This is a genomic window from Providencia sp. TYF-12 (genome assembly GCF_041344805.1).
GTDB classification, from domain to species: Bacteria; Pseudomonadota; Gammaproteobacteria; order Enterobacterales; family Enterobacteriaceae; genus Providencia; species Providencia huashanensis.
The window spans coordinates 4,533,213-4,553,338 of sequence record NZ_CP166833.1; the positions used below are offsets into that span (position 1 = coordinate 4,533,213).

Annotated in this window: 14 protein-coding genes; 9 read left to right on the top strand and 5 right to left on the bottom strand. The window is 40.1% G+C overall.

The features are described 5' to 3' along the window. Positions 1-632 precede the first annotated feature (632 nt). Entirely contained in the window at positions 633-872 is a 240-nt protein-coding gene (zapB, locus tag ABE954_RS21275) for a cell division protein ZapB (RefSeq protein ID WP_042846676.1), read from the bottom strand. Between the two features lie 304 nt (positions 873-1,176). On the opposite strand from zapB, the gene ABE954_RS21280 reads away from it, so the two are divergent. The 3 genes from ABE954_RS21280 to ABE954_RS21290 all read left to right on the top strand — a co-directional run bounded on the left by ABE954_RS21280 (position 1,177) and on the right by ABE954_RS21290 (position 8,304). Then, positions 1,177-2,037 carry an MIP/aquaporin family protein gene (locus tag ABE954_RS21280; protein WP_042846677.1) on the top strand — a complete coding sequence of 287 codons (861 nt, stop codon included), beginning with the start codon at positions 1,177-1,179 and terminating at the stop codon, positions 2,035-2,037. Positions 2,038-2,040: 3 nt separating this feature from the next. Further along, a complete protein-coding gene (gene glpK, locus ABE954_RS21285; RefSeq protein ID WP_042846678.1) occupies positions 2,041-3,567 on the top strand; it encodes a glycerol kinase GlpK in 1,527 nt (508 codons plus the stop codon). A gap of 285 nt (positions 3,568-3,852) precedes the next feature. Further along, complete coding sequence (locus tag ABE954_RS21290) at positions 3,853-8,304, top strand: hypothetical protein (RefSeq protein ID WP_371025679.1); 4,452 nt, start codon at positions 3,853-3,855, stop codon at positions 8,302-8,304. 83 nt (positions 8,305-8,387) lie between these two features. Here ABE954_RS21290 and emrD read toward each other — a convergent pair whose 3' ends face one another. Beyond that, a complete protein-coding gene (gene emrD, locus ABE954_RS21295) occupies positions 8,388-9,572 on the bottom strand; it encodes a multidrug efflux MFS transporter EmrD (RefSeq protein ID WP_048605741.1) in 1,185 nt (394 codons plus the stop codon). Between the two features lie 448 nt (positions 9,573-10,020). On the opposite strand from emrD, the gene fpr reads away from it, so the two are divergent. After that, positions 10,021-10,767, top strand: coding sequence for a ferredoxin--NADP(+) reductase (gene fpr / locus ABE954_RS21300; RefSeq protein ID WP_042846681.1), 747 nt, complete (start codon positions 10,021-10,023; stop codon positions 10,765-10,767). Between the two features lie 89 nt (positions 10,768-10,856). Here fpr and ABE954_RS21305 read toward each other — a convergent pair whose 3' ends face one another. After that, entirely contained in the window at positions 10,857-11,276 is a 420-nt protein-coding gene (locus tag ABE954_RS21305) for a DUF805 domain-containing protein (protein WP_042846682.1), read from the bottom strand. 36 nt (positions 11,277-11,312) lie between these two features. On the opposite strand from ABE954_RS21305, the gene ABE954_RS21310 reads away from it, so the two are divergent. The 5 genes from ABE954_RS21310 to ABE954_RS21330 all read left to right on the top strand — a co-directional run bounded on the left by ABE954_RS21310 (position 11,313) and on the right by ABE954_RS21330 (position 17,632). Beyond that, positions 11,313-11,942: a DUF1454 family protein gene (locus ABE954_RS21310; RefSeq protein ID WP_181468839.1), complete on the top strand. Its 630-nt coding sequence runs from the start codon at positions 11,313-11,315 to the stop codon at positions 11,940-11,942. A 178-nt stretch (positions 11,943-12,120) separates the two neighbouring features. Further along, positions 12,121-12,891: a triose-phosphate isomerase gene (tpiA, locus tag ABE954_RS21315; protein WP_042846683.1), complete on the top strand. Its 771-nt coding sequence runs from the start codon at positions 12,121-12,123 to the stop codon at positions 12,889-12,891. 425 nt (positions 12,892-13,316) lie between these two features. Next, positions 13,317-14,261, top strand: a complete 945-nt coding sequence (locus ABE954_RS21320) for an OmpG family monomeric porin (RefSeq protein WP_166696426.1) — start codon at positions 13,317-13,319, stop codon at positions 14,259-14,261. A gap of 425 nt (positions 14,262-14,686) precedes the next feature. Then, on the top strand, positions 14,687-16,567 hold the full coding sequence (locus ABE954_RS21325) for a glycoside hydrolase family 3 protein (protein WP_042846685.1): 1,881 nt from the start codon (positions 14,687-14,689) through the stop codon (positions 16,565-16,567). A 108-nt stretch (positions 16,568-16,675) separates the two neighbouring features. Then, the gene (locus tag ABE954_RS21330) at positions 16,676-17,632 is read left to right on the top strand and encodes an OmpG family monomeric porin (protein WP_042846686.1); all 957 of its coding nucleotides are present in this window, start codon (positions 16,676-16,678) and stop codon (positions 17,630-17,632) included. A gap of 157 nt (positions 17,633-17,789) precedes the next feature. On the opposite strand, the gene ABE954_RS21335 is transcribed toward ABE954_RS21330, so the two are convergent. Both ABE954_RS21335 and pfkA read right to left on the bottom strand, forming a co-directional pair. Further along, positions 17,790-18,803: a sulfate ABC transporter substrate-binding protein gene (locus ABE954_RS21335; RefSeq protein ID WP_042846687.1), complete on the bottom strand. Its 1,014-nt coding sequence runs from the start codon at positions 18,801-18,803 to the stop codon at positions 17,790-17,792. Between the two features lie 238 nt (positions 18,804-19,041). Further along, on the bottom strand, positions 19,042-20,019 hold the full coding sequence (pfkA, locus tag ABE954_RS21340) for a 6-phosphofructokinase (RefSeq protein ID WP_042846688.1): 978 nt from the start codon (positions 20,017-20,019) through the stop codon (positions 19,042-19,044). Between the last annotated feature and the right edge of the window lie 107 nt (positions 20,020-20,126).

Below are 20,126 nucleotides of genomic sequence, written 5' to 3' on the forward strand. Positions count from 1 at the left end.
GACAAAAGTTTCTCTAAATAATTCGTGTTGTAGGTAGGCGGCAAAGTCGATAAGACCCTAGGAGCATACATAAGTATGTGACTAGGGCGAAGAAACGAAGCCAACACCCTACAACGCAAGGTATGACAAAAGTTTCTCTAAATAATTCGTGTTGTAGGTAGGCGGCAAAGTCGATAAGACCCTAGGAGCATACATAAGTATGTGACTAGGGCGAAGAGACGAAGCCAACCCCCCTACAACGCAAGGTATGACGAAAGTTTCTCTAAATAATTCGTGTTGTAGGCAGGCGGCAAAGTCGATAAGACCCTAGGAGCATACATAAGTATGTGACTAGGGCGAAGAGACGAAGCCAACACCCCTACAACGCAAAGTATGACGAAAGTTTCTCTAAATAATTCGTGTTGTAGGCAGGCGGCAAAGTCGATAAGACCCTAGGAGCATACATAAGTATGTGACTAGGGCGAAGAGATGAAGCCAACACCCTACAACGCAAAGTATGACAAACGTTTCTCTAAATAATTCGTGTTGTAGGCAGGCGGCAAAGTCGATAAGACCCTAGGAGCATACATAAGTATGTGACTAGGGCGAAGAGACGAAGCCAACACCCCTACAACGCGAAGTATGACGAGAAATTACACTTCTTCCATCTTCCCTAACAAAGTACGCAACCTTTCCTGCCATGCTTGCTGCTCTTGTTTGAGTTGTTCATTTTCTCGCACTAAAGACTCAGTACCTGACTTTGTCGTTTCTAGTTCTTGGCTTAGTGCACCATTTTTATCTTTTAATTCATCAATTTCCATTTGTAACAACGTGATTGTATCAATCGCTTGTTGAACTTTGGACTCGAGTTTCTCAAATACTTCAAATGACATTTGTTAGGTCTCCCTTATCTGCTTTTACACGATTGTAAGTAGCATGATCCCCTGTGTCCAGTTCCTTCCATCTGAATACTAATAACCATTGATAAAAAATACTGGTCAGATCACACCATAAAGGTCGAACTCGTCACTATTTTTGGTTGTTTTCTTTCGCTTTAGTGATGTAACACACATTTTTCAATTTCGATATTTCTCGTTTATGTTCTTTAACGATAAATTTACAGCTAATGATTTTCGATTAGAAAGTCTTAACTAAAAAAACATTACAATAATTTTCATTTTCGTAGGATAGAAACATATGAGCCAAATGACGACTACATCACTCACTGGTCAGTGTATCTCAGAGTTTTTAGGCACTGCACTGCTAGTATTTTTCGGTTTAGGCTGTGTTGCCGCAGTTAGGATTGCAGGGGCGCAACTTGGTCTCTGGGAAATCAGTATTATCTGGGGCTTCGGTGTTGCCTTAGCCGTTTATCTTACAGCGGGAACCTCAGGTGCTCACTTAAACCCTGCGGTGACCCTTGCACTATGGCTATTCGCTTGTTTTGATAAGCGCAAAGTGATCCCTTATATCATCGCACAAATGCTAGGTGGCTTCTTTGCAGCGGCATTAGTCTACTCTATGTATTCCCCCGTTTTTTTCGATTACGACCAAGTTCACCATATTATTAGGGGTACACAAGAAAGCTTATTTACCGCAGGGGTATTCTCTACCTACCCTGCACCACAAATCAGCGTTCCTCATGCCTTCTTCATTGAAGTGGTTATTGCTGCCATCTTAGTGTGTTTAATTATGGCGCTAACTGATGATGGTAATGGCGTACCTCGTGGCCCACTTGCTCCACTATTAATTGGTATTTTAATCGCAGTTATCGGCGGTTCATTTGGTGCACTAACAGGGTTCGCCCTCAACCCTGCTCGCGATTTTGGGCCGAAAGTTGTGGCTTATCTTGCAGGCTGGGGTGACATCGCGCTCACAGGTGGCCGTGATATACCGTATTTCCTTGTACCATTGACAGCACCTATTGTTGGTGGTCTGCTAGGGGCATTCGCCTATCGTAAACTTATTGGTCGCCACCTACCGTGCATGGTATGTGAAGAAGAGACCAAAACAGAAAAGTTATCCGTTAAAAACACCAAATCTTCGGAACAGGCTTAAATTATGACGACAGAAACCACTATTGCGAAAAAATATATTGTCGCACTTGACCAAGGCACAACCAGTTCACGAGCGGTTGTACTCGACCACGATGCAAATATTATTAGTATTTCACAACGTGAATTCACACAAATTTATCCTAAGCCAGGCTGGGTAGAACATGACCCTATGGAAATTTGGGCATCACAAAGTTCGACCTTAGTTGAAGTTCTTGCCAAAGCAGATATCCGAACTGATGAAGTCGCTGGGATTGGCATTACTAATCAACGAGAAACGACTATTGTCTGGGAGAAAGCAACAGGTAAGCCTGTTTATAATGCGATTGTATGGCAATGCCGCCGCACAGCTGACTTTTGTACTCATCTCAAACAAAATGACCGTGATCTAGAAGAATATATTCGCCAAAACACAGGCCTTGTCGTTGACCCTTACTTTTCCGGCACAAAAGTTAAATGGATTTTAGACAACGTAGAAGGGGCTCGTGAACGCGCAGAAAAAGGGGAATTACTGTTTGGAACCGTTGACACATGGCTAGTTTGGAAAATGACACAAGGCCGTGTCCACGTCACCGACTATACCAACGCATCCCGTACTATGATGTTTAATATCCGCAACCTAGAATGGGATGATAAAATTCTTAAAGCCCTAAATATTCCACGCGCCATGCTCCCAGAGGTTCGTCCATCATCAGAGGTTTATGGCCAAACCAATATTGGGGGGAAAGGTGGAACGCGTATCCCAATTTCAGGAATGGCGGGTGACCAACAGGCGGCGCTGTACGGCCAACTGTGCGTCAAGCCTGGCATGGCGAAAAATACCTATGGAACAGGCTGTTTCTTGCTGTTAAATACCGGAGAAACCGCGGTACGCTCTAATCACGGCTTACTAACGACCATAGGATGTGGTCCGAAAGGTGAAGTGAACTATGCACTTGAAGGTGCGGTTTTCGTCGGGGGCGCTTCCATTCAATGGCTACGCGACGAGCTAAAATTAATCGATGAAGCGACTGACTCCGAATATTTTGCCACTAAAGTGAAAGACAGTAATGGTGTCTATGTCGTTCCTGCTTTTACAGGGTTAGGAGCCCCTTATTGGGACCCTTATGCGCGAGGAGCAATTTTTGGCTTAACCCGTGGTGCTAACCGTAATCACATTATTCGCGCAACGCTAGAATCTATCGCCTACCAGACTCGTGACGTACTTGACGCAATGCAAGCAGACTCTGGCGAACGTTTAAAAGCACTACGTGTTGACGGTGGTGCTGTCGCCAATAACTTCCTAATGCAATTTCAAGCGGATATTCTCGGGACCCCTGTTGAACGCCCAGAGGTTCGTGAAAGTACAGCACTAGGTGCTGCTTATCTTGCAGGGTTAGCCGTTGGTTTCTGGAATGACCTTGATGAACTACAAAGTAAAGCGACTATTGAGCGTGTCTTTAAGCCTGGTATTGAAACGACAGAACGTAATTTCAAATATGAAGGGTGGAAAAAAGCAGTAGCACGAGCTCAAGAGTGGGAAGACCGTGGTTAATTATTGCCACTAACACTTTATTGTTTTTTAAGGCGGTGCTTCGGCACTGCCTTAAACGATTAACTGATATATTGTGTTTGGCAGTAAACTGAATAGTTTTTGAAAATAAACGAGGAAAATCAATTTATTGACTTTCGAATGGTGAGACAAGGCAGGGAAAACCAATTAGCTCATAAATAGAAAGCCAATAATCAGACTAATAATAAATTAGAAAGCCCATATGAGTTTATCTAAAATCACCTTGAACTACATGTATTATTACTTATTCTTTCAAGGAAAATGGGTATGGAACACCTCAAGAAACCTACAAATTATTTATATAAACTAACCACATCTACGCTTGTTTCAGAACAAATACAGCAAAAAAAACTACAGTTTGGCTATTATAAACAAAACAGCCGAGTAGCAATAATAAAAAACGATTCTGACTTAATTCGTGGATTAAAAGAAAACCCGCGCCAATCTACCACCAGCCAAGCTACTTTTACTTTTTTCAATTGGTTAATGAATTCGCCGCGTTTATCCGGTGGAAACAAGCCCAATTATGTACTGAGCACCGTTGAACAGTTTCAATTTTCAGGCTCTGAATTCCACCCCAGCCATAATTTATTTGTTGATAGCTCTAATTCACCAACTAAATGGCAAGAGGGGGATGCACGTGCCGCAGACCAAATCGCAGACCTCTTATTACCCAGTGGGCAATGGCACCGCCACTATGATACGGTCGTTGTTTCATCTAGCAGTAATGATAAACAAGTCGAGCTACTACGCCATTACCTCGAATTGACTGGCGGTAGCTTACTCATCATTGAAAATGACGATGTTCCCCCCTCTCCATCAATGCAAAAATTTATCAATGAGCTTTCATTAATTGATGTTAATGATAAAAACAGTGCAAAAACTGAAAAAGAAAATAATGCGCCACAAGGAATATTAGTTAGCACTTACCAAATTAAAGGTAAAAATGATATTGAAAAAAATACCCATATCATTTCCAATTTTTCGCAGCAGAACTCGGTAATTACCGAACAAACTTACCGAACTGGTTGGAATTATAGCGGGGAAATAACGTTTACCGATTCAGGTGACTGGACCTTATACCTAGATACTTCATTATTACAGGAGTGCGCGACATTAAGCATAGGCTCAAGAGACATTCATATTATACCTTCGAATGAACATCAGGCTATCTCCCTTGGGCATATAGATAAAAATGGCACAATAAATTTTAGCATTAAGACAATTACAGAAACATCACCACCTAAATTTGACTTATTATATCGTTCAGGGCAATCACCAATAGAGCGTATTCCAGAAAGTGCCTTTAGCTATATCCAATCTAAGACTGACATAACCAAAACAAACAAAAATACACCGTCATTTAACCCACATGGCTTCCAACAAGTGGTTTCCTTACCTCATTCAGCGATCAACTCAATACTGTTAACAGATGAAACCCTTCAACAATCAGAATATTTTTCAATTGTCCTTAGCAGTGAACATCAAAATATAATTCTAAAATTAGATGACATCGCATTAATATCACGGTCTTCTTGGCCTGAATTAGCCCAAGAAATTGAAAATAAGATCAACCATCAACTGAGTCTATTATCCCACCCATTAGTAAAAGTCAGCTATAAAAATAACCAAATAATAATTGTTGGAGAAGGTATTTGCATTTCCCAATTTCAATTAAAAAGAAACGTGCCTGTTCCCTATGTTGATGTTCCCAATACCGTTTATAAAAAAATAGAAGATAATGCAATTATTCAATCCATTAGCATTGATAAAGACCAAATTAATAACTGGACACACCTTTCACTAAAACTCACGGATAAAGATAGCCATATTACTGAGATTTATCGTGAAGAGTTTAAACTGACAGAAACCCAATTCACCTCCCCTGAACAATTTGCACAATACCTGCAAGACTATATCCACCAGCACATTGATGATAGTGACATTCGTGTCAACTGGAATAAAAAGACATATCAGTTAAATATTACTGATTTACAAAACCGGAAGCTCGACCTCCTCCAATTTGGTTATCAAGAACAAATCCTCCCTATTGTTATTGTTGAAAACCCAACATCATCATTAGACCCTTTCATCGTAGGTGCCGTCACAGGCGATCTCCCTACAGATGAAAACATTGTGGAGTATCAGTTAATTGAAAAACCACAATTTGGCGACGTTTTGCTAGATGAGAGAACCGGGAAATGGCAATACCAGCCAGATAATCACTTTAATCACCACGGAGTAGAGCAATTTGATTTTGTTGCCGTAATGAAAAATGGGGATATCTCTGCCCCAATATCCGTTCAATTACAAATGGAAGCCCCTCCACTGGTTTCCATCCCTGGGAAAAAAACCTTTACCATCCAAGACCCTATCTATAATGAGCCCAGCCCCAAAAAACACCCTAAACCCCATGACATGCAAGTACATAATATTCAACTCGCACAGACTCACCTGCAGGCACCAGATACCCCCTATTTCTGTTTATCCGCCAACCGTTGGGCATTGGTTAAAGTCGATGTGACTAGTCAATCTTCCGCGAAATCACCTGATTTTGTCGCGATAGTCAGCACAAAGGAGGGAAAAGAACTAGGCCGAGTAAGGTTAGTGGGCCCCGAAAGGCTACCGCAAACGTTATTACCAATTCCCATAAAAATGAGTGTTCCTGCTAATGATTTGCATCATCAAAGCTATACCGCCCCATTAAAAAGCGAGTGGGTACAACCGGGGGTTAGAATTCGCATTTTAGCCGATAATACCCCGATTCTTATGCCTTATACCGAGGAAAATGGTAATTTCCAATTAAACGTAAAACCCAATCACTCAATAACCTCACATATCCATACTACTAGCCTTTATCAACAAGGGCATGGCACTTACACCTACTCCCCCCTAAGTTGGGGGATAGAAGCCGCCGCTAGGCTACCAATCAAACACTTTACTCTCTATAGTTACCCAGCTGTTTCGCAGTCCCCAGCACTAAACCCTTATATTAATGGCTACCTTACCACCCGTATTCTGTCAAACCCTAAATATGATAACCCCAAAGTAATTCCGCAATTTACCGCTTCACAGATTCATTGGGCATACATGAATAGCTCCAAATTAGCAAAATTAACCTCATTCAATTTTGAATTTCATTACTCCGCTATCGAGCCTTTAATACCTGATGGTGCTTTTTTCTGGTTGTTGGGGATAGCTTCACCCAATTATGGCGGGGGATTGGCAGATTCGGGGATTTTATGGCATGAAATATATGGCCATGGCTTAGGCTTACCGCATACTAATAATAAAGAAGTATACCCATTTAAGGAGTATAGCAATGGGGTAAACATTGCCTATGACCAACAACAGCAACGGTATATTACCTATAAACGGCTATCGGTTAACGGTGGTGTTACTGAGGTCAAGCCAGCAATGTACCCCACCTCGCCTATGGAACTCTTAGCCAATAACGATGCTTTTCTTCCTCACTCTGATTATTTCGTAGCAAAAATCCAAGATTTTCTCATTCAAAAAGCTCATCAAAACAAGTACTCTAAACACTATATTCAGCGTGATACCCCAATATATTGGCTACATAGGCAATTTACGCGAATGACGGATGGTACCCTTCATCCTTATAGTCGGCTGAATATCATCAAAACGATCGCTAGCACCATAAATGCCCCTCATGATGAATTCATCACAAAATCTCTTGATGATGACTACCAGGACTATTCATTCAAAGTTACTTACGCAACGCACCACGGCTTACTCTCTGAAACAAAAGATATTTTTATATTTGATAACCAATTGAACTTAAAAATTGCTGACAAGGGGGAATTGGTTAAACTGGAAGTTAAAGAAGCGGGCAACAAAGATGCAGCAAAAATCATTTTTCAATATAAAAACCCTGAATCACTGGCAAATCGTTTGTTTTCTAACAGTAATGGGCAAATGCTACCAGAAAAATTACAGCTAGATAATTATTGGCGTGGCACTAAGCTGTTTTGGTCTGCAACCGAACATGATTTGGTTAATGCTAAGACTGGTCAGGTAAATTTATCGCGTATTGATAAACATAGTAAACTACGCGCTAGCTGGGTCGAAAACGGCCAATTACACCAACAGGATTTTTCATTAAGTGACCCATTTGGTGAGGATGAAATACAACTAGCCATACATGAATTTAAGCCGATTAACCACCTTGATATTCAAGTAGATAAACGTTTTATTTCTAATCGCCAACTTAATGTCCCCTCAGAAAGAAACTTACTATCTGATGTACATATTCATCAACTGGTTAACATTAAACAACTTGGCCTAACTAATAGCGAACATACATATTGGGTAACACTACAGCTTTATAATGAGCAGGGTAGAATTGAAGAATATACACCAAAAGAACGCTGGTATCTTTCTGTAGACCAAGACATATTGACTATCAACGGAACCATCGACAGTACCCCGGGCTTAGAATTAGTTGGAATCAAAGTGTATATCGACCAACACTTGCAGGATAACGTGGCACCTAGCTCAATTTGGCTCTACCAAAACAGCATAGACCAATTGGCAGAAAATACCGCGTTTGTAAATTATGACAGCCCAGTCGAATTTAACTCAATAGCAGAACAACCGGCGCTGCTATCAACAATTGATCAAAAGGATAACTTATCGCTTTTTCCTGGAGCAATACTGCCACAACCTACGCAGATTGTTTCGCCTTTAATCGCCTAATCACCCAATAAACCTAACGGCACTGCCGCCTAATATTGCAAATAAAGTGGGACAACCTATCGTTTCCCACTTTATTTTATCCATTAAACAGTTCGTTCTGTATGACCCATCCGTTTAGCTAATGGCAGCCAACACAATAAAACCAGTATGGATGTTAAAAACATTAAAAGCCCAAGGCTAAACTGCCCATCCTGTGGTAACAATGCAGAGATCCATGTTGCAACCCCTGAACCTACATTTTGCAATCCCCCTACCAGCGCTCCGGCAGCACCCGCTAAATAAGGGAATGGCTCCATTGCCCCCGTTGTTGCTAAAGGAAATAGCATCCCAGCACCAAAGAAAAAGACGGCGGCTGGCACCAACAATGTCCATGTATTCATAATACCAAACCAACTTGGTAGCCACATCATGATACCTGCCAGCAGGCAAATTAATACGGCGTGCCACATCAGGTGATAAAAGGTTTTTCCTTCACGCCCTGCATACCAAGCACCAAAAAAAGCGGCAGGGATCGGCAGAATAAATAAAATGCTCACGGTGATACTACTTAACCCCAAAACTCCCCCCATTAATACACCGCTACTCGACTCAAACACGGCTATCCCTGCTAACGCGCCTATCAGCATTGCTAAATACGATAAAAATGAGCCGTTTGATAATAGCGCTCGGTATGAATCAACCATTCTGTGTTTTTCAGGCGAAACTGGGCGGGTTTCAGGTAGCCAACGGTACATACTTAATAACACTGATGCACCTAAGATAAACAGGAAAATATAACAGGCATGCCACCCCCAAAAATGGGCTAATATACCACCAAACATGGGTGCCAATAATGGGCTAACTAATACCCCCATATTTAATAAACTATTTGCATAGCGCAACGCAGTGCCTTTATATAAATCACGCGGCATGGTCCTCGCCATCACACCAGCTACGCCAGTACCTAGCCCCTGTAAACCGCTGGCAACTGTTAATGTCGTCAAGGTTGGAGCAAAAATCGCCAAGATGGTGGAAAATAAGAAAATTGTCAAACCGAACAAAATAACAGGTCGGCGGCCAATTTGGTCGGACAACGGACCATACAATAACTGTGAAAAACCATAAGAAAATAAATAAGCGGCCATTACCTGCTGAACAGCCCCGGAAGGCTCATTAAAATACACCGCTATTTCAGCTATCACAGGGACATAAATAGTTTGTGTCATTTGGCCGACAGCCGCTAATGCAATTAACATTAATAACAGATTGAAATGTTCCAGCTTTCTCATTTTTCTCTCAAATATATCAAAACCCCGGATAGACAATCCGGACACACAATAACGCTGTATTATTTAAAAATAATACAGCGACTATTTAGACATTAAATTATCAATATTTAATTGTTGTTCTGCGCTTTAAACCTGCTTCAGGTAAATAGCAAACAACAGATTTTGTCCTACTGTGATTAAGATAACAAAAATTACCCTTTATTCGTAGTAGCAGTACATTTTAGTTTATTTAACAATGGCAGTAATATTCGCCAACACTGTCAAGATAACTGTACATTGAAATTGAAAATAAGCCATATTTAAGAATAAATCACTGGGACACATTATCGATAAGCATAAATAGTGAACTGATTTAGTATTAAATCCTAATGATCCATTCCCTAGCTAATTCATGTAATCAATATGTCGTTTTAGTTAGTTTATTTTGAAATACTAAGAGGTGGAATTTATGGCAAATTGGGTAACTGGGAAAGTCATTGAAGCCAAATTTTGGACTGATGCATTATTTAGCCTTGTCATTGAGGCGCCAATTAAACCTTTTACAGCCGGACAATACGCTAAATTAGCACTGGAAATCGAGGGAGAAAGAGTTCAACGAGCCTATTCCTACGTTAACGCACCGAGCGATAACCGGCTTGAATTTTACTTTGTGATTGTTCCTGGAGGGAAATTAAGCCCACAACTTGCAAAATTAAAGCCTAACGATACCTTACAAATCACGGATGAAGCTGCCGGATTTTTTGTCTTGGATGAAATACCAGAATGCAAAAATTTATGGATGCTTTCAACCGGAACTGCCATCGGGCCGTTTTTATCCATCTTACAAGAAGGTAAAGACTTAGCGCGTTTTGATAATATCATCTTGCTACATGCAGTACGTTTTGCAAAAGATTTAAGCTATTTGCCTCTCATGAAAGCTTTAGAACAACAATTTCATGGGAAAGTTAAGGTTGTCACTGTCGTGAGCCGTGAACAGTGCTCAAACTCTCTCCATGGGCGTGTCCCCGCTCTCATTGAAAGCCATGCGCTAGAGAATGCAGTAGGTGTAACCCTTTCTCCTGATACCTGCCATGTCATGTTATGTGGTAACCCTGAGATGGTAAGAGATACGCGCGAAATGCTGAAAAATAGCCACGGGATGGTTAAGCACCTACGCCGAAAACCCGGCCATATTTCTAGTGAACAATACTGGTAAACAGGCCCAATGGACCCGCAACATTAGCAATCATGTAAAAGTACTACCCTGAGAGATGCTCAGGGTAGTTTTGGCTCCATAGCCTCACGCTATAGATACTCAACGGGTTCTGTTTTCTCACCATACTGATTCGCACTTTCCATTCCCAAAAAAGCGCCGCAATCTAAAACCATGATCATGGTAATTAGCAAAGGTAAAAAACGGCCTATTCCCCATTGCCATATCGGCTCAAATTGGCTGACATCTATCGAAAACAGGGCAAATGCGAGTACGATTAACCCGAACCAGCCCCCTGACTTACCTCGGTCATGTAAACGCTTCACAAAAATCGCTGCTAGGGGATAAAGTAATACAATAAAGAAAACTAAAGAGAATATTTCAGGCAATAAAAATACATTTTGTAATAGTGCAACAGCCGTTATTAAAATAAAAGTGGCGGCAATACCTACCCAAAATGGCCGGCGACCGATACGACCTTTGAAGGAAAAAGCCCATTGTTGTAATGTCATTACCTATAATCCTGATACAATATGAAAACCCAAAGAATGAGTGTCAAAAAAATGCCCCAAACCTTATTTCGTTCTATATACGCCATCATAACCATTTTTGCGCTTAGTGTGCCACAATTGGTCTTGGCTCAGAAAGTGCCAACAATGCCAGATACCGACGTTGAAGTCGCCTATTTAGCTCCTGATGCCCCTTCTTTTGACCTCACCATTCCTAAATTGCGCAATCAATTTAACCAAACTTATAAAGATTTATATCTTCACGAATATAAAGTGATTGCCAGCCAAGACATTTCCGCACCTTATATTCGGGCAGCTTCTCGTATAAACCAATACATATACTCATCCGCGGTTTTAGAGCGTGGAAGCGAAAAGATTAAGAGCTTACAAATTACGCTACTCCCTGCAGAAAATAGCCAAGAAGCACAAGCAAACCAACAGTTAATGGAACGCTATACCATCGCAATTATCCACCAATTTGCCCCCGATGTCCCACTTGATAAAGCTCCTGAACTCACTGAGGCATTAAATAAAATTATGGCAGACAAAAACACAAACCGGGCTGAAGAAGCTCGCTTCGGGGTATTGAGGTATATTTTAGTAAAAAGTGACAATAATGTGCTTACTTTTGCTGTTGAACCGATTAAGCTAGAACAACAAACGCCCTAAACGGGTAGTGATCACGCTCTCAGAATAAGCATGATAAAAAGCAAAGCTATTATCATCTATTGTTCTTATAATACGAAAGGTGAATGGCGACAAAACTGTCACGTTGCGCGTACAACATCAGCGCGTAATGAATAACTTATTGATTAATCATTCAAACTCTCTGGTTGGAGGAAACAACATGCGACATCCATTGGTAATGGGTAACTGGAAACTAAACGGCAGCACCCATATGGTCAATGACCTGATCGCAGGTCTGCGTAATGAACTTAGCAGCGTTGATGGCTGCGATGTAGCAATTGCGCCACCAGCAATCTACCTGACTCAAGCTAAACATGCATTGGCAGGTAGCCGTATTGCATTAGGTGCACAGAACGTTGACGTTAACCTGTCTGGCGCATTCACAGGCGAAACATCTGCTGAAATGCTGAAAGATGTCGGTGCCAAGTACATTATTATTGGTCACTCAGAGCGCCGTACCTATCACAATGAAAGTGATGAATTTGTTGCTAAAAAATTCGCTGTATTAAAAGAACAAGGTTTAATCCCAGTTCTGTGCATTGGTGAAACAGAAGCAGAAAATGAAGCAGGTAAAACTGAAGAAGTCTGTGCTCGCCAAATCGATGCTGTACTGAATTCATTAGGCGCAGAAGCATTCGAAGGTGCAGTAATTGCTTATGAACCAATTTGGGCTATCGGTACTGGTAAATCCGCAACTCCAGCCCAAGCACAAGCAATTCATAAGTTTATCCGTACTCATATTGCGAAAAAAGATGCTGCAATTGCTGAGCAAGTGATCATCCAATACGGTGGTTCTGTGAATGCAAGTAATGCTGCTGAGTTATTTACTCAACCAGATATCGACGGCGCTTTAGTTGGTGGTGCATCACTAAAAGCTGACGCATTTGCAGTCATTGTAAAAGCAGCAGCTGAAGCGAAAAAAACTAAATAACCTTATTAGGTTATTCATGTTTATTCTTAACCGCCATTTATTGGCGGTTTTTTATTAGATAATAGTTATATTTAATGGAATATATTAAATACTTTCTAATACTTTTTGTTCACATAATAAAATATAGCTTTAGATTTAAAACCTGAAGTTATTTAAATTTAAAATAATTAAAATTAATCTTCAAATTAATTAATAAACAAATGATTAAGAAAAACCAGAGAGCATAATTAAGACAACATTCAAATATAAACAAAGTAAAAATAAAACCATTAAAATCAATTGACTATATAGATTTACTCTTTTACATTACAAATATCATTCCTCATAAATCAAATAATAACAGTAGACTAAAAATAAAATATAATTCAGATTTATCCAACTTAAAAAATCAACAATGATTATTCATCTCATCATAAAGGATAAATATGAAATATATAGTTAGTCTAATTTATAGCATCATAATTATATTCCCGACTATTTGCTTTTCTGAAAAAAAACAGGATGCTTGGCATATAAAAACCAATGTTTATCTAGAAATAGAAGAATATCGCGGTCAACGTGATGCATTCAACAATAAAGTCTACGACAAAATCAGCACTGTTGGGAAATTAAAGCTAACCAACCCCGCATCAGACTGGCATTTTGCTCTAGAACACAGGGAATCATTAAGAAACCATGGGCGTAATTTTAGCCCATCTCGGGACGCTTATATTCGCAACCGAACCCAATTTGATATCACAAAGAAATTGGTTAAATCAAAACAATCTGATCTCGACCTTAGCTTCCGCTATCGTAAAGAATCCAATGACTCTGCTCCAGGCACCAAAGCTCGCTCATCAAATCGCTTATATGCATTAACTCCATCAGGTAACTATTATTTTAACGATAATTTGTCATTTAATTTTTGGCTTTCTTATCTTTACTATAGTAACTATTTTAATTCCAATAGTTATGAAGCAGAAACAGAATATGGTATCACTTATCAACATTCCGATGCATTGAAAGCCAAACTAACCGTTTATATAGATAAACTATGGGATAACAGTTTCAGTGACCGGTTTATACAGTCACAGCTTCGGGCATATTTTCCCATTACTCTTAATGACAATTGGCAGTTTACACCTTACTTTCGCTACTATTTAAGCGAACACACTTATGATGAAAACCATTACTTAACGCAAAAAGCTAAAAATGGTTTCCGAATTGGTGCTGATGTGGAATACCATGTTACTCCCTCATTAACGTTATGGGGAGGTGCCGCTTACGAACCCACTACATGGCAATATTCTAAAAAGAATGACATCACCTCTGGCGATAATAATAAACAAGTACTCTATCTTGGAAAAATTGGGGTAAAATATACTTGGTAACCCTTAATTCATAGGGCTTAGTTATTTTTTATAGAAAAATAAGCCACGTTGCTTTTATATGTGGCTTTAATATTTTTGCTCGCCATTTACTAATTTTATAAAATTAAATCAAATAAAAACCAAATTGCCCGATGAAACAATAAAGCATAAACAAGATACAAAGATATATATACTATTTAACCATATTTAAGGCTTAGGTCACACAACGAAATAATCCCAAAATGAAATTATTCCAGGTAATAATAAACTATTCCGGGATAATTATTGTTTAATATCATACAAATGAATCTGCTATATCTAAGTCACTATTTCCTCGCTATTCCCACTACCTTAAAATGAAGAATAGTATCAACTGTGATTTTTCTCACATCATAAATAAATTTTGGCACTTATTATTCCTCGAAAAATAACCTAGAGAAAATAATATGAAAAAGCTTACCTTACTGGCTGCATGCCTTTTCAGTGCATGGTCAATCGCCGACCCAATGACACAAGCCCAGCTCAATGATTTATGGAAAAATAAACAAAAATCAGCTGAAGAAATCGTTAATAACATGTCTGAAGCAGAAAAAATCGGCCAGTTATTTATGTTGGATTTCAGATATTGGAATAACGATAGCAATGGTGACCCAGCCCCATTCCTTGCTATGAATGATGAAGTCTCTAAAGTGATCAACCAATACCATTTAGGGTCTGTTATTTTATTCCGTGAAAACTTAATAGATACACCACAAACCGTTGAACTTATTAATCAATTACAATCATCTCGTAGTAATTTACCCTTATTTATCGGCACCGACCAAGAAGGCGGATATGTAACACGCTTGAGAGTTGGGACTGAAATGCCGGGAAATATGGCCTTAGGCGCGACTCGTAACCCCGCACTTGCTGAACTGACAGGGATGATCCACGGATATGAGTTATCTAGCCTTGGGTTTAACATCAACTTTGGCCCTGTCGTTGATATTAATAACAACCAAAATAACCCTGTGATTGGTGTCCGCTCGTATTCTGATGATAAAAACCTAGTTGAAACATTGTCCACCAGCTATATAAAAGGGATACATAAATATAACCTACTGACTTCTATTAAACATTTCCCAGGACATGGTAATGTTTCCGCCGATTCCCACGTTGATTTACCTGTGGTGAATTCTGATACAAAAACGTGGCATTCTACTGAACTCGCCCCATTTAAATATGCTTTAGCACATGGCGCAGATGCGGTCATGACCGCTCATATTATTGTCCCTGCCCTTGATGACCATAAAATCACAACGTTGGCGGGGAAAAAAGTTGGCACCCCAGCAACCTTATCCAAACCTATTTTACACGGTATCTTACGCGATGAGCTAAAGTATGATGGGCTAATTATCACTGATGCAATGGACATGGGGGCAATAGCTGACAACTTTGACATTAATTGGGCCGTCGAAACATCACTGTTAGCGGGTTCCGATATTGTATTAATGCCAATAAAGATGTGGGATACAGAAGCAATTACACGCCTAGATAACATGTATCGTTACTTAGAAACACAAGCGGCGAAAAACCCTGAGTTAAAAAAACGTATTGATGAGTCGGCAAAACGAGTCGTCTTGAAAAAACTTCAACAAGAAATTACGGCGCAGCCTATTAACCTCACTGAGGCTAAACAAATTGTAGCGTCTAAAAGCCATAAAGACCTAGAAAATATGGTTTCTGAACAAGCAATTACATTAATTAAGAATGATAATATTCTGCCCTACCAGCTAAAACCTCAAAACCGTATCTTAGTTATTTCTGATGAAAAACCACGTAATGCGTTAATCCAGAAACAGTTAAGTGATATTGCGGAAGAAACAGACGTAATCATTAATAGCAGCGACAATGTAATAAAACTAAATGAAAATACGCTATCAAAAAGCGAGGCTAGAGATATCGTTAAAAAACAAGATTTAATTTTACTGACAACCTATAACCTGAAAGATACCCCAACAAATGCTCAGCTAATTATTGATGCTGCTAATAACGCAAATATACCGCTTGTTGTTATTTCTTCACGTAATCCATATGACATTGCCTATTTAAATGATGTTAAAGCTAACATTGCTATTTATGGGATCACTGGCTTCGATGTGACTAATAATAACCGCAATTCGTTGGAAACTAATATCCGTAGCGGGCTACGTACGCTGTTTGCTAACCGCGCTGCACAACCTCTAAACCCACCTCAAGGGTTGCTCCCCGTCAATATCAAAAACCCACAAGGGGACAAAATCCTATTCCCTTATGGTCATGGTGAAAACTACCACACCACATATTAATTCTTATTAACAAATTAGCCTTTATACCTCCACGGTATAAAGGCTAGATACTCACGTCCGTCACAACGGCACTAAAAATAAAAAACACATAAAAAATAAAGGGTTAAAATGAAAACTTCACTGAATGGTTTATTTCTTACCGCACTATCTGGGCTAACAGCATCTGCTTTTGCGGCAGAGCCAGTAAACAATGATTATTGGCGAATATCTTCTAACGTATATATGGAACTCGAAAAATTTGAAGGCCACCATAATACTAATGATCGCAAAGTTTTTGATAAAACCAGCATGATAGGCCAGCTATTTTTAGTTAACCCAGAGTCAAAATGGAGCTTTTTCCTTGAGCACAAGGAATCATTACGTAGCTATAACCACGACTTTTCAACTTCAAAAGATTCGTTTATTCGTAACCGCACACAAATTGGTGCAACGCGAAAAATGTATTCAAGTGATATTGGGCAGTTCAACTTAAATGTAACTTACCGAAAAGAATCAAATGATTCTGCACCGGGTACACAAGCACGCCCATCGAATACCATGTTTTGGTTAATGCCTAGTGGAACCTATAATTTTAACGACAAATGGGCATTTAACTTCTGGGATGCGATATACCACTACGATAATTTCCATGCAGCGAATAGTTATGAGTGGGAGTCTGAACACGGTTTAGTCTATAAAATCAATGATTCTGCAACCGCAAAAGTCTATATGTATACCGACTGGACATGGGATAAAGACTTCAATAAGACGTGGGAACAAAACCAAATTCGCGGCTACTTCCCAATAACACTCAACCAAGATTGGAGCGTTATGCCCTATTTTCGCTACTATTTAAATGAACATAACTATGATAGTAACAAACGTACAACGCAAAAAGTGAAGGATGGCTATCGCGTCGGGACTCAAGTTTTCTATAACTTAACACCAAAACTCACTCTTTGGGGTGGCTTCGCCGTTGAGCCAAGCACTTGGGAAAACCCTAAAAATGCAGGGATCACCTCTGGAAGCAACAACCGCCAAACCTTCTATCTTGGCCAATTAGGTGTGAAATATCAGTGGCAATAAATTAACCTCATTCCTAGTCTGCCCCTCACAGGCTAGGAATGATATCCCACTGATTATTAGTTAGACTCAAAATAGTTCGCGCTAAGCTCCCCTAGATGCATACACCAGTGGTTAATCAACGTAGCCAACAGCACTATAGTGTGAAATATAAAACGTATTAACGCTGAATAATTTCATCAAACACCCCACCATTGGCAAAATGCGTGCTTTGTGCCGCCTGCCATCCGCCAAAGCTTTCATCGACGGTCAGCAATTTAAGCTCAGGAAACTGCTGACGATATTTTTTAGCAACTTCACTATTTCGTGGGCGATAATAGTTTTTCGCAGCGATTTCCTGCCCTTGTAAGGAATATAAATGGGCTAAATAAGCTTCAGCAACAACTCTGCGGTCTCGTTTATCAACGGTTTTATCCACCACAGCGACTGTTGGTTCAGCTAAAATAGAAATGCTGGGTGTCACTATTTCAAACTGGCCATTTTCCCCTAATTCATTGATAGCGAGTAACGCTTCATTTTCCCAAGCTATCAATACATCACCGATCCCACGCTCAACAAAGCTATTCGTTGCACCACGAGCGCCGGAGTCTAATACTTCAACATTTTGATAGAGCCGCTTTACAAATTGCTTTGCTTTTTCAGAGTCTTGTTGGTTTTTATCTAAGGCATAGCCCCATGCGGCTAAATAATTCCAACGAGCCCCCCCAGATGTTTTCGGGTTAGGCGTCACCACAGAAACATCCGGACGAATTAAATCATCCCAATCTTGGATATTTTTGGGGTTATCTTTGCGGACTAAAAAAACAATAGTCGATGTATAAGGAGCTGAGTTATCAGGAAGTTTTTTGGCCCAGTCTTTATCAATACGGCCACTTTGCGCGATAGCATCCACATCATAAGCTAATGCCAATGTCACCACATCTGCTTCTAAGCCATTCATCACCGATATCGCTTGCTTACCTGACCCACCATGAGATTGGCGAACAGTCACACTATCACCAGTTTTATTTTTCCAATAATCGCTAAACTCCTGATTATATTGTTGATAAAACTCTCGGGTTGGATCATAAGATACATTCAACAACTGAATATTTTTCGCCCAAGTGCCTGTAGTTAATACTAATAGCAACGCTGCTGCCAATCGAGACTTTGTCACCTGCCATGAATGCGTCATCTTTTACCCCATCAAGTTTTAGATAAGGAAGAGGCTGACAGATAGAATCAATTACGAGAAATAATTAAAAAGAAAAACTTATGCGTATGGGGAATATGTAGAATAAAAAACAAGCGGGTCGCAACAAGACTACAAAACGAATATTAACTCAACAACCTAGCTGTCTAGGGCGAAAAATAGCATCAAACCTGCACAGTAGAAACCAACCATGCAGGAGAGATTTGCAATTACAGAGGGATTAATACAATTTTTTCGCTGTATCGAACCAGTCTTTCTTGAAGACCCTTTTCATATTCATTACAGCATCAATAATATCATGGTGTACTAATTTCTCATTTTGGATACCAACACAACGCCCGCCATAGCCTTCAAGCAGCAACTGTATTGAATAAGCCCCCATGCGAGAAGCTAAAATACGGTCATAAGCCACTGGGGAGCCACCGCGCTGAATATGGCCAAGAACCGTCGCACGTGTTTCGTGATGCGTCTCTTGTTCAATATATTTTGCTAATTCACCAACATCACAAACGTGCTCAGTGATAGCCACAATCGCATGGCGTTTGCCTTTTTCGATGCCGCGTTTAATCTCTGATAACAGCTCTTCACGGTCAAATGCCATTTCCTGTTCTGGTAATACCAAAAACTCACAACCGCCGGCAATGGCTGCGGATAGCGTTAAGTCACCACAATAGCGCCCCATCACTTCAACAATAGAAATACGTTTATGGGATGTTGAGGTATCACGTAGGCGGTCAATCGCTTCAACAACGGTTTCAAGCGCAGTAAAATAACCGATAGTGTAATCCGTACCCGCGACATCATTGTCGATTGTCCCCGGCAGGCCAATACATGGGAAACCAGCTTCTGTCAGTGACTTAGCCCCTAAATATGAACCATCACCACCGATAACCACTAATGCATCTATATGGTTTTTCTTCAGATTTTCAAACGCAACAGCGCGCACTTTTTCATCACGGAATTGTGGGAAACGTGCTGAACCTAAAAAAGTACCACCACGGTTAATCATATCCGACACACTGTATCGGTCTAATTGTTTCATTCGGTTTTCATACAACCCGAGGTACCCATCAAAGATACCCATGACCTCTAAGCCTTCGCCTAACGCTGCGCGTACCACGCCGCGGATCGCTGCATTCATGCCCGGTGCGTCACCACCACTCGTTAAAACCCCAATTCTTTTAATCTGCTTGACCATGATGACCTCTGATTAATGAATATAAAATTGCAAATCTATAAACTCATTGAGTTACTTAATTTTTTCGTGCTAACTGCGTTTAACTACAAAGCTGAATTGATTCACCT

Excerpts from the sequence above, each read along its gene's own strand:
- zapB (WP_042846676.1), bottom strand. The coding sequence starts at position 872 with ATGTCATTTGAAGTATTTGAGAAACTCGAGTCCAAAGTTCAACAAGCG.
- ABE954_RS21280 (WP_042846677.1), top strand. The coding sequence starts at position 1,177 with ATGAGCCAAATGACGACTACATCACTCACTGGTCAGTGTATCTCAGAG.
- glpK (WP_042846678.1), top strand. The coding sequence starts at position 2,041 with ATGACGACAGAAACCACTATTGCGAAAAAATATATTGTCGCACTTGAC.
- ABE954_RS21290 (WP_371025679.1), top strand. The coding sequence starts at position 3,853 with ATGGAACACCTCAAGAAACCTACAAATTATTTATATAAACTAACCACA.
- emrD (WP_048605741.1), bottom strand. The coding sequence starts at position 9,572 with ATGAGAAAGCTGGAACATTTCAATCTGTTATTAATGTTAATTGCATTA.
- fpr (WP_042846681.1), top strand. The coding sequence starts at position 10,021 with ATGGCAAATTGGGTAACTGGGAAAGTCATTGAAGCCAAATTTTGGACT.
- ABE954_RS21305 (WP_042846682.1), bottom strand. The coding sequence starts at position 11,276 with ATGACATTACAACAATGGGCTTTTTCCTTCAAAGGTCGTATCGGTCGC.
- ABE954_RS21310 (WP_181468839.1), top strand. The coding sequence starts at position 11,313 with ATGAGTGTCAAAAAAATGCCCCAAACCTTATTTCGTTCTATATACGCC.
- tpiA (WP_042846683.1), top strand. The coding sequence starts at position 12,121 with ATGCGACATCCATTGGTAATGGGTAACTGGAAACTAAACGGCAGCACC.
- ABE954_RS21320 (WP_166696426.1), top strand. The coding sequence starts at position 13,317 with ATGAAATATATAGTTAGTCTAATTTATAGCATCATAATTATATTCCCG.
- ABE954_RS21325 (WP_042846685.1), top strand. The coding sequence starts at position 14,687 with ATGAAAAAGCTTACCTTACTGGCTGCATGCCTTTTCAGTGCATGGTCA.
- ABE954_RS21330 (WP_042846686.1), top strand. The coding sequence starts at position 16,676 with ATGAAAACTTCACTGAATGGTTTATTTCTTACCGCACTATCTGGGCTA.
- ABE954_RS21335 (WP_042846687.1), bottom strand. The coding sequence starts at position 18,803 with ATGACGCATTCATGGCAGGTGACAAAGTCTCGATTGGCAGCAGCGTTG.
- pfkA (WP_042846688.1), bottom strand. The coding sequence starts at position 20,019 with ATGGTCAAGCAGATTAAAAGAATTGGGGTTTTAACGAGTGGTGGTGAC.